This is a genomic window from Streptomyces sp. NPDC059832 (assembly GCF_042731715.1).
In the GTDB taxonomy this organism is placed as follows: Bacteria; Actinomycetota; Actinomycetes; order Streptomycetales; family Streptomycetaceae; genus Streptomyces.
Genome location: NZ_JBHWIY010000030.1, coordinates 18,813 through 31,413, shown reverse-complemented (window position 1 = coordinate 31,413; position 12,601 = coordinate 18,813). Strand labels below are relative to the sequence as shown.

The 12,601-nt window shown below is 71.1% G+C and carries 17 protein-coding genes; 15 read left to right on the top strand and 2 right to left on the bottom strand.

Features of this window, described 5'->3' with window-relative positions:
• Positions 1–172 precede the first annotated feature (172 nt).
• The 8 genes from ACFV8T_RS35350 to ACFV8T_RS35315 all read left to right on the top strand — a co-directional run bounded on the left by ACFV8T_RS35350 (position 173) and on the right by ACFV8T_RS35315 (position 5,815).
• Complete coding sequence (locus ACFV8T_RS35350) at positions 173–1,069, top strand: alpha/beta hydrolase family protein (RefSeq protein ID WP_385335572.1); 897 nt, start codon at positions 173–175, stop codon at positions 1,067–1,069.
• Positions 1,070–1,110: 41 nt separating this feature from the next.
• The gene (locus tag ACFV8T_RS35345) at positions 1,111–1,365 is read left to right on the top strand and encodes a MoaD/ThiS family protein (protein ID WP_124717298.1); all 255 of its coding nucleotides are present in this window, start codon (positions 1,111–1,113) and stop codon (positions 1,363–1,365) included.
• Between the two features lie 10 nt (positions 1,366–1,375).
• Positions 1,376–2,854 carry a hypothetical protein gene (locus ACFV8T_RS35340; protein WP_385335570.1) on the top strand — a complete coding sequence of 493 codons (1,479 nt, stop codon included), beginning with the start codon at positions 1,376–1,378 and terminating at the stop codon, positions 2,852–2,854.
• Between the two features lie 134 nt (positions 2,855–2,988).
• Positions 2,989–3,678 carry a DUF2993 domain-containing protein gene (locus ACFV8T_RS35335; RefSeq protein WP_385335568.1) on the top strand — a complete coding sequence of 230 codons (690 nt, stop codon included), beginning with the start codon at positions 2,989–2,991 and terminating at the stop codon, positions 3,676–3,678.
• Between the two features lie 226 nt (positions 3,679–3,904).
• Entirely contained in the window at positions 3,905–4,012 is a 108-nt protein-coding gene (locus tag ACFV8T_RS35330; protein WP_350983699.1) for a putative leader peptide, read from the top strand.
• 159 nt (positions 4,013–4,171) lie between these two features.
• Positions 4,172–5,017, top strand: a complete 846-nt coding sequence (locus ACFV8T_RS35325; RefSeq protein WP_385335566.1) for a sulfurtransferase — start codon at positions 4,172–4,174, stop codon at positions 5,015–5,017.
• A 51-nt stretch (positions 5,018–5,068) separates the two neighbouring features.
• Positions 5,069–5,356 carry a DUF1416 domain-containing protein gene (locus ACFV8T_RS35320; RefSeq protein ID WP_018490348.1) on the top strand — a complete coding sequence of 96 codons (288 nt, stop codon included), beginning with the start codon at positions 5,069–5,071 and terminating at the stop codon, positions 5,354–5,356.
• Between the two features lie 201 nt (positions 5,357–5,557).
• Positions 5,558–5,815: a DUF3099 domain-containing protein gene (locus tag ACFV8T_RS35315; RefSeq protein WP_266416239.1), complete on the top strand. Its 258-nt coding sequence runs from the start codon at positions 5,558–5,560 to the stop codon at positions 5,813–5,815.
• Positions 5,816–5,849: 34 nt separating this feature from the next.
• Here the strand turns inward: ACFV8T_RS35315 and ACFV8T_RS35310 are convergent, their stop codons facing one another.
• A complete protein-coding gene (locus ACFV8T_RS35310) occupies positions 5,850–6,212 on the bottom strand; it encodes a DsrE family protein (protein ID WP_124717294.1) in 363 nt (120 codons plus the stop codon).
• A gap of 199 nt (positions 6,213–6,411) precedes the next feature.
• Here ACFV8T_RS35310 and ACFV8T_RS35305 point away from each other — a divergent pair, with 199 nt between their 5' ends.
• The 6 genes from ACFV8T_RS35305 (at position 6,412) to ACFV8T_RS35280 (ending at position 11,373) form a co-directional block, all read left to right on the top strand.
• Positions 6,412–7,188: a hypothetical protein gene (locus ACFV8T_RS35305; protein WP_385335564.1), complete on the top strand. Its 777-nt coding sequence runs from the start codon at positions 6,412–6,414 to the stop codon at positions 7,186–7,188.
• A complete protein-coding gene (locus tag ACFV8T_RS35300; protein WP_385335562.1) occupies positions 7,185–8,009 on the top strand; it encodes a hypothetical protein in 825 nt (274 codons plus the stop codon). Before ACFV8T_RS35305 ends, ACFV8T_RS35300 begins: the two co-directional genes overlap by 4 nt.
• Positions 8,006–8,875, top strand: a complete 870-nt coding sequence (locus ACFV8T_RS35295; RefSeq protein ID WP_385335560.1) for a hypothetical protein — start codon at positions 8,006–8,008, stop codon at positions 8,873–8,875. Before ACFV8T_RS35300 ends, ACFV8T_RS35295 begins: the two co-directional genes overlap by 4 nt.
• A 339-nt stretch (positions 8,876–9,214) precedes the next feature.
• On the top strand, positions 9,215–9,787 hold the full coding sequence (locus ACFV8T_RS35290; protein ID WP_385335558.1) for an FABP family protein: 573 nt from the start codon (positions 9,215–9,217) through the stop codon (positions 9,785–9,787).
• A gap of 70 nt (positions 9,788–9,857) precedes the next feature.
• A complete protein-coding gene (locus ACFV8T_RS35285; RefSeq protein WP_385335556.1) occupies positions 9,858–10,331 on the top strand; it encodes a Fur family transcriptional regulator in 474 nt (157 codons plus the stop codon).
• A gap of 76 nt (positions 10,332–10,407) precedes the next feature.
• On the top strand, positions 10,408–11,373 hold the full coding sequence (locus tag ACFV8T_RS35280; protein ID WP_385335554.1) for a YgfZ/GcvT domain-containing protein: 966 nt from the start codon (positions 10,408–10,410) through the stop codon (positions 11,371–11,373).
• A gap of 27 nt (positions 11,374–11,400) precedes the next feature.
• On the opposite strand, the gene dtd is transcribed toward ACFV8T_RS35280, so the two are convergent.
• Positions 11,401–11,850, bottom strand: a complete 450-nt coding sequence (gene dtd, locus ACFV8T_RS35275; RefSeq protein ID WP_385335552.1) for a D-aminoacyl-tRNA deacylase — start codon at positions 11,848–11,850, stop codon at positions 11,401–11,403.
• Between the two features lie 117 nt (positions 11,851–11,967).
• Between dtd and ACFV8T_RS35270 the strand changes: the two genes are divergently transcribed.
• Positions 11,968–12,582, top strand: coding sequence for an ABC transporter substrate-binding protein (locus tag ACFV8T_RS35270; protein ID WP_385335550.1), 615 nt, complete (start codon positions 11,968–11,970; stop codon positions 12,580–12,582).
• The last annotated feature ends 19 nt before the right edge of the window (positions 12,583–12,601 follow it).

The window sequence follows — 12,601 nt, the reverse complement described above, 5'->3', positions numbered from 1 at the left end:
GCCCGGGGGAGTATGCGGCACTTCTTCGTATGTTTCGTGCTGGTCCCACGGGTGCGGTCCCGCGCCCTGGGACCGCTGAGCTTGTGGAAACGTCGCCGTAACAACGCCTGGAAAGCACAAAAGGACCCGGGGGCTGCTCTGCCCGGATCCTCTTCCCAGCACAATAGCCCACATGAGTTCTGTGTCCGAGGGGCGATTTCGGAGTTCCGCTGTTCCCTCGATCACGCCCGGTCCCCTGCGCACCACATTGCGTACCGATGACGGGGTGCGGATCGAGGCGGTGTACGAACCGTGTACGGCGGGTGCCGGGGCCGCTGCGGGGGCATCCTTCGACGGTACTGCGATCGTGCTCGCGCACGGTTTCACCGGTTCGGTGGACAGGCCCGCGGTGCGCCGTGCCGCCGGGGTGTTCGCCGGGCGTGCGGCCGTGGTCACGTTCTCGTTCCGGGGGCACGGCGGGTCCGGCGGGCGGTCGACGGTGGGCGACCGCGAGGTGCTGGATCTGGCGGCGGCGGTGGCGTGGGCGCGGGCGCTCGGACACCGCCGGGTGGTGACCGTCGGGTTCTCGATGGGCGGTTCCGTGGTGCTGCGGCACGGGGCGCTGTACGCGGCGCGGCCGGCGGACGACGCGGAAACCGGTGGCGTTGCGGAGCACGAGGGGCGCACCGGGGCACGTACGGAGGCGCACTCGGATGCGGTGGTGGCCGTGAGCGCCCCCGCCCGCTGGTACTACCGGGGCACGGCCCCGATGCGCCGCCTGCACTGGGTGGTCACCCGCCCCATGGGCCGGGTGGTCGGCCGCTACGGCCTGCACACCCGGATCGACCGCAACGCCTGGGATCCGGTGCCGCTCTCGCCGGTCGAGGCCGTCGGGTTGATCGCTCCGGCGCCGCTGCTGATCGTGCACGGCGACCGGGACCCGTACTTCCCGCTGGACCACCCGCGCTCGCTGGCCGACGCGGCGGGCGACGGTGCCGAACTGTGGCTGGAGCGCGGCATGGGGCATGCGGAGAACGCCGCGGACGAGACCTTGCTCACCCGCATCGCCGACTGGGCGACGGCGCCGTGACCGATGATGGACAGCTGACGAGAGACGAGAGGAGTGGCGCCATGCCTGCGGGAACCATCCGCTACTGGGCCGCCGCCAAGGCCGCGGCCGGGACCGCGGAGGAGCCGTACACGGCTGCGACCCTCGCCGAGGCGCTCGACGCCGTGCGTGAACGGCACCCCGGAGAGCTCACCCGAGTGCTGCAAAGGTGCTCGTTCCTCATCGACGGTGACCCCGTGGGGACCCGCGGCCATGAGACCGTACGCCTTGCCGAGGGCGGCACGGTCGAGGTGCTCCCGCCGTTCGCAGGAGGGTGAACCGCAGAACATGAGCAGCAACGATCAGCAGCATCCGTACGGACAGGACCCGCGTCACGGGTACGGTCCGGGCCACGACGACCCGTCGGACGGCCGGGAGCCGCAGGCACACGGTGCGCAGCCGTACGGCGACCAGTCGTACGGCGACCAGTCGTACGGTGCGCAGCCGTACGGTGCGCCGCAGTCGTACGGTGCGCAGCCGTACGGGGGAGAGGCCTACGGTGCGCAGCCGTACGGTCAGCAGCCCTCGTATCCGTCGTACGGATCCCCGCAGCAGGCGCAGGGCGTGTACGACCAGAGCCAGGCACCGCAGGCCCCCCAGGCACCGCAGGCGGGCCCCGGGCAGGCCTGGCCGGGTGGTTACGCGCAGGAGCCCGCCGCGTCCGCGGCCCACGGTCCGCAGGACCCCGCTGTCGCGCAGACGTGGGAGGGCCAGACCTGGGACACCCGGTACCAGCCGGTCATCCAGTCGGCCCGGCACGCGCAGCCGGCCCAGCCGGCCCAGCCGGCCCAGCCCGTGCAGCCCGTTCCGGCCGCCGCCGAGACCGCCTACCTGCCGCCCCATCTGTCGCCGCAGGGCGCCTCGGGCTCGTACCCGCTGCCGCCCGAGGCGCCGGTGGCACCTGCCACCCCCGCCGCCGAGCCGGCCGGGCCCGCCCAGGGCGCCACGCCCCCCGACTCCGCGCACGACGCGGCCGGCTACAGCGCTCCCACCACCCTGGGCAACAGCCGCATCACCGACGCCCAGCGGGCCCGCGCCGAGGGCCGCTCGCCGATCATCGCGCCGGGCGTGCAGCCCGCCGCGATCACCGCCGGACTCGGGCTGCTGCTCGCCCTGGGCGCCGCGATCGGGCCGTACGCCCTGGTCGTACCGCTGGTGCTGCTCCAGGCCGTGACCGCGGCTGGCTGGTTCCGGCTCAACGGCATGTGGCCGGCCCGGCAGGGCATCGCGCTCGCGTTCGCGGGCGGCCTCGTCGCCGACATCGCGCTGCTCGCCGCGGGCCGGGAGAACGGACCGGCCGCCATCCTCGGCACCCTCGGCATCTGGGTGCTGCTCACCGTGGTCCTCCAGCTGCGCAGCCGTGCGAGCGCCGACGAGCGGATGCAGGGGCTGATGGCCACCGTCGCGTCGGCCGCCCTGTCGGTCATGGCCGCCGGACACCTCGCGGCGGTCCCGGACGCGGTGACGGTGGGCGCGGTGGCCGTCGCGGTCGCGGTGCTCGTCCGCGCGGTGCCGCTGCCCGGACCGGCCTCGGTCGTGGTGGCGCTGCTCGCCGCCGCGGGCGGTGGCGCCGTGGCCGGGACACTCACCGACCTGGGCACGAAGGGCGCGCTGCTCGGCCTCGTGGCGGGGGGCTGTGCGCTGATCGGGCTGCGGGTGGCGAGCTACGACTACCCGTCGCGCTTCGTCCACATGACCGCCGGTGTGGCGCTGCCGCTCACCGCCGCGGCGCCCGCCGTGTACCTGATCGGCCGCGCGATCTCGTAGCGCGGGACCGGACCGCCCCGGGAACCGAAGAGGGGTGCCCGCTCGTCGATCACCCGGGGCGCCGTGTCACGTTCGGTGGACGTGCGGGGCGCCCGGGGGTCCGGCCGGATTGCAGGGTGGGGGAAAGAGCGGGCATGCGTGCACTGCGGATACTGCTGGTCATCGTGGTGGTCCTGGGCGGGATCTTCGTCGCCGTCGACCGGGCGGCGGTGTACTTCGCCGAGTCGGAGGCGGCCGGGCGGATCCGGGTCACCGGTGCCACGATCGGCTCGACGGACGTCTCCATCAAGGGATTCCCGTTCCTGACACAGGTCGCCGGGGGCCGGTTCGACGAGGTCGATGTCGAGATCACCGGCATCGAGACCGCCACCAACGGCCGCAGGCTCCGGATCAGCAGGATGGACGCCGCGCTGCACGACGTGAAGCCGGCCGACGACTACTCCAGCGCCACCGCCGCCCGAGCCACGGGCACCGCCGTCATCTCGTACAAGGACCTCACCGAGGCCGCCAGCGACGGCGTCGCCGTCGAGTACGGCGGCAACAACAAGGTGAAGGTGACCGGCACGGTCGACGTCCTCGGCCGCCCGATCTCGCGCAGCGTGCTCTCCACCGTCACCCTCGTCGACGGCCACACCCTCCGGGTGCACGCGGACGAGGTGCCGGGTGCGGGCGTCCCCGGACTGGAGGGGATGGTGCGCCAGAAGACCGACTTCGACCGGGAGGTCGGCGGCCTGCCGAGCGGTCTGAAGCTCCAGAAGATCCAGCCGACCGCCGACGGCCTGGAGATCTCGGTCACGGGTACGGACGTGCAGCTCGCCGGTTGAGGCCCCGAGCCCGGACCGTGCCCCGCCCGCCGCATGCCTCGATGCCCCCGCGCGCCACATACTGAGACGGCCATGTCCGATCCGTAGATGGCCGATGCCCGCCGACGGCACGGGAGCAGAGCGAGGGGCGGCCCGATCCTCTTCTCATCTCGCATGACGGACGATCGCGTCTCAGGATTCGACACGGCGGTGACATGTCCGCCCGTACCTCCCTACGATCGGTCCCATGCAGTGCTCTATTGGCGGTCTCCCACAGCGGGGACGGGCGGATCTCACGAAGCGGCGGGCAGTGGACCTGTGCCGCGTCGCCGCCATGCTCTGTCGCACTGTCTGAGCGGGAGCCTTCGGCACCCCGCATTCCCCCGGCCCTCGGACCGACGTCAGGGCCCATCCCGATCGCCGTTGTACGTGTGCCGCACGCCGCGCCGCCGTACACCCGCATCACGCACCGTCTCGCATCATCTCGCCGCAGACTGCCCCGGAGGAGAACAGAATGAGCCGCAGTGACGTCCTGGTAGACGCCGACTGGGTCGAGGCCCGCATCGACGACCCGAAGGTCGCTCTCGTCGAGGTCGACGAGGACACCTCGGCGTACGAGAAGAACCACATCAAGAACGCGATCCGGATCGACTGGACCAAGGACCTCCAGGACCCGGTCCGCCGCGACTTCATCGACCAGGCCGGGTTCGAGAAGCTGCTGTCCGAGAAGGGCATCGGCAACGACACCACGGTCGTCCTGTACGGCGGCAACAACAACTGGTTCGCGTCCTACGCGTTCTGGTACTTCAAGCTCTACGGTCACCAGGACGTCCGCCTGCTCGACGGCGGCCGCAAGAAGTGGGAGCTCGACTCCCGCGACCTGGTCGACGGCGACCAGATCCCGTCCCGCCCGGCCACCGAGTACAAGGCGCAGCCGCAGGACGAGTCGATCCGCGCCTACCGCGACGACATCGTGAAGGCGATCGGCAACCAGAACCTGGTCGACGTGCGTTCGCCCGACGAGTTCAGCGGCAAGCTGCTCGCCCCGGCGCACCTCCCGCAGGAGCAGTCCCAGCGCCCCGGCCACGTGCCGAGCGCCCGCAACATCCCGTGGTCGAAGAACGCCAACGACGACGGCACCTTCAAGTCGGACGACGAGCTCAAGGCCCTCTACGAGGCCGAGCAGGTCGACCTGGCGAAGGACACCATCGCGTACTGCCGTATCGGCGAGCGCTCCGCGCTCACCTGGTTCGTGCTGCACGAGCTGCTCGGCCAGGAGAACGTCAAGAACTACGACGGTTCGTGGACCGAGTACGGCTCCCTCGTGGGTGTGCCGATCGAGCTCGGCGCCAACAAGTAACTCCGCACGACCCGGACCAGCACGACCCCCGACCCAGAAGGACGTAACACCATGTGTGGAGCAAAGGCCGGCGGCCCCGACGCTTCGACCATCAAGCCCGGTGAGACCACCATCCAGGGCAGCGTGACCCGCGACGGCGAGCCCGTCACCGGTTACGTGCGCCTGCTGGACTCGACCGGCGAGTTCACCGCCGAGGTCCCGACCTCGGCGACCGGACAGTTCCGCTTCTACGCGGCCGAGGGCACCTGGACGCTGCGCGCCCTCGTCCCGGGCGGCAGCGCCGACCGCACGGTCGTGGCGCAGACCGGTGGCCTCTCCGAGGTGGCAATCGCCGTCTAGGGTCGTCCGTTCGGATCGGACCGGGCAGGGCCCGGTCCGGTTCCTGCGCTTCCCACCGCGGCCCGCGTGCCGCGACACGGATCGGCCGAGGGGCCGTGCCCCAGGGGGTTGGACGCCTTCCTGGACGGGGTACGGCCCTTCGTGCCGTCCGGGCACGGCCGAGTCGTTCGCACGGGCGGCGGTGAGGCCTACCCTGGAGTCATGTACGCGCGACGCCGTCGCGGCTATTTCCTGATGATGGGCGGCTGCATCGTCCTCTTCGTATCGGCCTGGTCCTTCGTCAGGCTGTGGTCGATGCCCGCCGCGATAGCGATGTGCGTCGTGGCGATGGTCATCCCGCCCGTCGCGGCCATGGTCGCCAACCGGCGCGGGCCGGACGACCGCTGGTGGGACGATCCGTCCGGCGACCCGAAGTCCGACGAGTGGTGGGACGAGCTCGACGGCAAGAAGCGGCGGTAGCGCCCCTCCGCGGGAGCGGCGCCCCTCGTCGGTATCAGTAGACGAGGGCCTGGACGCCGTCGGCCATGATCTCGCTGACGAAGACCTGCGCACCGGCGATCCGCACGCCCTCCAGGACGTCCTGCTCGGTGATGTCACGGCGGGCCGCGCACTGCGTGCACAGGGTGATCCGGCCACCCGCCTGGATCGACTCGATCAGATCCGGCAGCGGCGCGGCGTGCGGCAGCTCGAACTCGGCGGCGCGTCCCGGCAGCGCGAACCAGGAGGACTCCCCGGTCAGCCAGAGCGAGACCTCCACGCCACTGGCGACGGCGACCGCGGCCACCGTGAACGCCTGCGAGCAGCGCTCGGCGGAGTCGGCACCTGCGGTCACCTTGATCACGAGCTTCTTCGGCATATGCCGAACTGTAATCGCCAGGAGGGCAACCTCATCTCCTCGGCGGCGGTCAGGTGTGTGCGCGGATAACGGAATCAGCGCTTCTGGTCTCGTGGGGGGACCCCAATTGGAACCGAAAAACACTACTTCTGACGGGCCGGTGCCTGAGGGCGGACCCGAGCCCCGGCCCGTTCCCGAGCCGCTCGTTCCCGAGCCGCCCGTGGCCGAGCCCGAAACCGCCCCGGTCGCCGCGCCCGTCGCGAAGCGCCCGCGCGGGCGTACGGCGCTGCTTGTCGTCGCTGCCGCGGTGCTCGGCATCGCGGGCGGCACCGCCGTGGGCTACGACGTACAGGCCGGACGCGCCCCGACCCCGCTGCCCGCCCTGTCGCAGTCCGATCTGGCGTACCCGGCGAAGGCACTGCCCCCGGGCAAGGCCCCCGACCCGCTGCCCGCGTCCCAGGACCGTCGGGTCAGGACCGACGGCGACCTGCGCAGGCTGATCGCCGACAGGCCCGCGGGCTGGAGCGACGACGACAACTCGGTGCTGGGCATCGGCGACGGCTGGTTGAGCCCGGACATCTACGCCCGCTCCTTCGAGGAGGAGGGCTCCATGTACGAGTACTTCCTGGAGAGCGACATACGCCGGATCGCGAGCGCCGCCTGGAAGCGCGGGCAGTACCGCACCGCTGAGACCAATCTCGTGCAGTTCGGCTCGTCGACCTTCCAGGGGGCCCGGGAATTCGCCGAGGCTCAGCTCAGGTACATGCCCGGAACCGAGATCGGCGCGGGCAACAGCGGCGACGCGATCAAGGGCAGCGGCAACGGCCGCTACTTCCTCTACGAGGTCGACCGGAAGCCGGGATACCTGCCGTCCTACCACGCCAGGGCCACCGTGTACCGCGGCGACATCGTGGCCGACATCCACCTGTACGACACCGTACCGATCAGCAAGAAGGACATCCGGACGTTGGCCGAGAGACAGCTGGAGCGCCTGTGAGCGACGTGACCCCGCAGGTGACCACTCCCGACGAGAACGCCGACGCCTCCGGGACCGACGTCTCCGGGACTGTTGCCTCCGGCCGTCCGCGCCGGGTGCTCCTCCTGGCGCTTCCCGTCGTGCTGGTGGTCGCCGCGGTCGCGGGCGCTGCCGCGTACACCAAGAGTTCGGTGGACGGCGCCGACCGCGGCGTCAGGACCCGCCTCGTGGCGGAGCCCGAGCACAAGCCGGGCAAGGACCCGGCCGGTGACGTGGCCCGGGGCCGGGCCTCCACCGAGCTCAGCAAGCTGCTGCTGCCGGTCCCGGCCGGCTACCGGCTCGGCCCCGACAACGGGGAGATGGGCAATGACGGCGAGCAGAGCGGCAAGAAGGCGACCGCCGCCATGAAGCAGAACGCCCGCGGTCTCGCGGGCAAGGAGCGCCGGGCCTACGAGAAACGGATCGACAAGCTCCGTATCGAGGGCATCGCCGCCCGTTCCTATACCGAGGACAGCAACACCCTGGCGATCAGCACCGAGATCGTGCGGATGAAGGACAAGAAGGCCGTCCGGAACCTGTACACCTTCAGGACGGGCCTCTTCGAGTCCATCGGCATCTTCCGTACGGAGCCGAAGATCGAGGGCCACACGAGGAACGCCAGGTGCTACGTCCTGCGCAAGGGCAGCAAGGACTCCATCGAGTCGATGAACTGTCTGGCGTACGACGGCGAGCTGAGCCTCAGCGTCTCGGCGTCCGGCACCAGGCCGTTCGACCGGAAGGCCGTCGCCGAACTCCTGAAGGACCAGCTCAACCACATCGCGTCTCCGGGGGAGTACGTATGACCGAGCAGACGACGGGAACACCCGCCGGGACCGTGCCCGCCGCGCCCGCCGAGGCCACCCCCGTACCGCAGGCGCCCGAGCCCCTTCCGGCCCTGGCGCCGGCGCCGAAGCCGCCGCGGCGTGTGCTGCGGGCCATCGCCCGGTGGACCGTCGCCGCCCTGGTCCTCGGGGGGTTCGGCGCCGGTACGGCCTTCGGTGTCACCTCGATGGAGCGCACCGACGTGCCCGGTCTGGCCACCGAGAGCGACGGCCGCTGGGACTACCCCGAGCTCAGCCTGCCCGCGCTCCCGGCCGGCTCGCCCCGCCCGTACAGCGACGGCAACGTCGCCGAGATCCACCACGCCGACCTGCGGCGTCTGCTGCTGCCCGCCCCGGCCGGAGCAACCGCGGACAAGAAGCTCGACGGCGGCTGGGTGAGCACGGAGCAGTACCTCTCCGAGTACGCGGAGGGCAAGCGCTCCGGCATCGGGCAGACGCTGAAGGACTCGGCTCCGCGGCACGTCGCCGCCCGCGGCTGGACCATGCCGGACGGCACATCGACCCGGATCTATCTCGTCCGGTTCAACTCGACGGCCTTCGCCCAGTCCTTCCTGGACTCGATCACCGCCGGCGGATCATTGGTGCCGCTCGTCGGGGCGCCCGAGACGGTTCTCGACGAAGGCTGGAGCGGCGGCGGCAAGGTGGAGGGCACCTCGTCCTACGTGTACGACGAGGCGAAGCCGTACGGCGAGGCGCGGGTCCGCCAGGGCTACGTGGTCGCCGGCGACACGCTCGCCCTCGTCGTCCAGTCCCGCAAGGGCAAGGAGAGCACTCGGAGCGTCCCGTTCCACCAGACGGTGATCCTGCAGAACCAGCTGCTGGGCTGACCTGCCTCCCGGCGGTCCCCGGGCAAACCCCGGACCGGCGGGCCGGGCCCCAACCCATTAGGCTGGGGCCCGGCCCCGTACTGCTGCCATAACGCTCGTTGCAAGGAGTTCCCGTGCTTGAGGCATTCTTCTCCGCCCTGCTGGTCCTGGTCTGCGTCGGCGTTCTCGCCTTCGCCGGCGTGACCGTGAAGAAGCTCTACCAGGGTCAGCGCTGACCACTCCGCGCACGCCCCGCCTCCGCTCCGCCTGCGCGGGTGTCCCGTCACCGCAACGTGACACCTCGCACCCGATGTGTCACGTCCGCAGCCACCCCCACCTCACAGATCGTCTGAGCCGCTCATGATCGAGATCCCGTCCGACCTCCACCCGGACCTCGTCCCGCTGGCCTTCCTCCTCGGCAACTGGGCGGGCGCGGGTGTCTCCGACTTCCCCGGCGCCGAGCAGTGCAACTTCGGCCAGGAAGTCACCTTCAGCCACGACGGCCGCGACTTCCTGGAGTACGTCTCGCACAGCTGGGTGCTCGACGCCGAGGGCGAGAAGGTCAGGCCGCTGGAGTCCGAGTCCGGCTACTGGCGCATCGACAAGGACCGCAAGGTCGAGGTCGTCATGGTCCGTGACCAGGGCGTCATCGAGATCTGGTACGGCGAGCTGGCCGACAAGAAGCCGCAGATCGACCTGGTCACCGACGCGGTGGCCCGGACCGCGGCCTCCGGCCCGTACAGCGGTGGCAAGCGGCTGTACGGCTATGTGAAGAGCGACCTGATGTGGGTCGGCGAGAAGGCCACCCCCGAGGTGGAGCTTCGCCCGTACATGTCGGCGCACCTGAAGAAGGTCGTCACCCCGGAAGAGGTCGAGGCGATGGCGAAGAGCCTCGGCGACCTGCCGGACGACGGCATCGCCTTCTTCAAGTAGCCCACCGGCTCACGGGTTCCGCTCGCACACAAGCAGCGGACAGGTGCTCACCCGGTCCTACACTGGGCGTGTGGTGAGCACCGACTGGAAGACCGATCTCCGACAGCGCGGCTATCGGCTGACGCCGCAGCGGCAGCTTGTCCTGGAAGCCGTCGACACGCTGGAACACGCGACGCCCGACGACATCCTCTCCGAGGTGCGCAGGACCGCGTCCGGCGTGAACATCTCCACCGTCTACCGGACCCTGGAGCTCCTGGAGGAACTGGGGCTGGTCAGCCACGCCCACCTGGGGCACGGGGCGCCCACGTACCACCTGGCCGACCGTCACCACCACATCCATCTGGTCTGCCGCGACTGCACGGACGTCATCGAGGCCGATGTCGATGTCGTCGCCGATTTCACCGCGAAGCTGCAGAGCAGTTTCGGGTTCGAGACGGACATGAAGCACTTCGCGATCTTCGGCCGCTGCGCCGGGTGCACGGCGAAGGCGGCGTCCGAGGACGCCGGCGGGACGTCCGCCGAAGCGGCCGGTCCCAAGCCGTAGGGCGCGCAGGAGCCGGCCGGCGGTCGGCCACCGGCTCCCGGACCGCGTTGTTCATACCGCGTCGTACGCTGGTCGCATGAAGAGCCCCCTGCTGTCCCTGCCCGGCGCCGTCCCCGCCGAAGGCCGCGACGAAGGCGTCGCCGCGCACTACGGCGACCTGTTCCGCGAGCAGCGCACCCTCGCCGACGGCTCCGGCCTCGTCGACCTCTCGCACCGCGCCGTCGTCACCGTCACCGGCAGCGACCGGCTGGCCTGGCTGCACCTCCTGCTCACCCAGCACGTCAGCGAACTCGCCCCGGGCCAGGCCACCGAGGCCCTGATCCTCACCGCCAACGGGCACATCGAGCACGCCCTCTACCTCGTCGACGACGGCGAGACCGTGTGGATGCACGCCGAGCCGGGCACCCAGGGCGACCTCGTCGCCTACCTGGAGTCCATGAAGTTCTTCTACCGGGTCGAAGTCGCCGACCGCACCGAGGACTTCGCCGTGGTGTATCTGCCGGCCGGCTCCATCGCGGAGGTCCCGGACGGCGTGACGGTACGGGAGACGGCGTACGGCCGGGACCTGTTCCTGCCCCGCGCCGAGCTGGAGGAGTACGCGGCGGCGCACGGCCCGGTGGCCGGCATCCTGGCGTACGAGGCGCTGCGCGTGGAGGCGCACCGCCCGCGCCTCGGCTTCGAGACGGACCACCGCACCATCCCGCACGAGCTGGGCTGGATCGGCACCGCCGTACACCTTCAGAAGGGCTGCTACCGAGGCCAGGAGACGGTGGCCCGGGTGCAGAACCTGGGCAAGCCGCCGCGCCGGCTGGTCTTCCTGCACCTCGACGGCAGCGAGGTCCTGCTGCCCGGACACGGCACGCCGGTACGGCTCGCCGCGGACGGTGCCGAAGGGCGCCAGCTGGGCTTCATCACCACGTCCGCCCGCCACCACGAGCTGGGGCCGATCGCGCTGGCCCTGGTCAAGCGGAACGTCGCGGTGGACGCCGAACTGCTCGCGGGGGACACGGCCGCGGCCCAGGAGACGGTCGTCGAGCCGTAGGACGTCCCGTGTCGTGACCGGGTCGGTTCAGACCTCGACGACGACGGTGAACGGGCCGTGGTTCGTGAGCGAGACGCGCATGTCCGCTCCGAACCGGCCCGTCTCCACCTGCGCGCCCAGCGCCCGCAGCTGCGCCACCACCTCGTCGACCAGAGGCTCGGCGACCTCGCCGGGCGCCGCGGCGTTCCAGGTGGGCCTGCGGCCCTTCCGGGCGTCCCCGTAGAGAGTGAACTGCGAAATCACCAGAAGCGGTGCATTCACATCGGAGCAGGACTTCTCGCCCTCCAGGACGCGGAGCGACCAGAGCTTGCGGGCGAGCTGCGCCGCCTTCTCCGGGGTGTCCCCGTGGGTGACTCCCACCAGCACACACAGCCCTTCGCCGACGATCTCGCCGACCACCTCGGGCCCGCCCGACCCGTCCGCGCCGTCGGCCACCGTGACGCTCGCGCCGTCCACCCTCTGTATCACTGCACGCATACAGACCAACCTATCTTGGGCTGAACGGGTACAGAGCATCCACACAGGGCCCACTGGAGTGGCACCATGCTCGGAAGGCGGTGTGCCGACGCACCGGTCGAGGGGATGGACACAAGCATGAGTACCTATGGAACCGGGCAGTCCCCCGGCGCCGTACCGGTCACGCGTACCGGCGCCAGCACCAGCACCAGCACCATGCGCCCACCCGTGCAGCGAACCGGCCACGGTCTGGAGGACGGCCTGTCCGCCGGGCCACAGCCCGAGCTGGGCGCCCTCCGGCTGCCCGAGCTGCGCACCCTGCGCCGCGATGCGCAGCGCGACGAGGCCGACCTCAGCTATGTGCGCCGGCTCGTCCAGGGCCGGATCGACATCCTGCGGGCCGAACTGGCCCGGCGGCTGGATCCGGAGACACCGGTGGTGGACCGGCTCTCGGAGATCCTCGCCGACACCCCGTCCCTGCACCGCTCCTCCGCCCGGCACGTCACGCTCACCACGCCACGCAGCGACGAGTACCGCAGGCTGGCCGCCGAGACGCTCGCCGAGGTCGAACTCTCCGACCTCGACGCCCGTACGGACGAAGAGCTGCACACCGCGATGGGGCGCCTGGTCCGCTACGAACAGCAGGTGTCCCGCCGCCGTCACCAGCTGCAACGCACCACGGACGATTGCAGCGCGGAGATCGCCCGCAGGTACCGTGACGGTGAAGCACAAGTAGACGACCTGCTCGCCTGAAGCGACCCTTCCGGGGGCG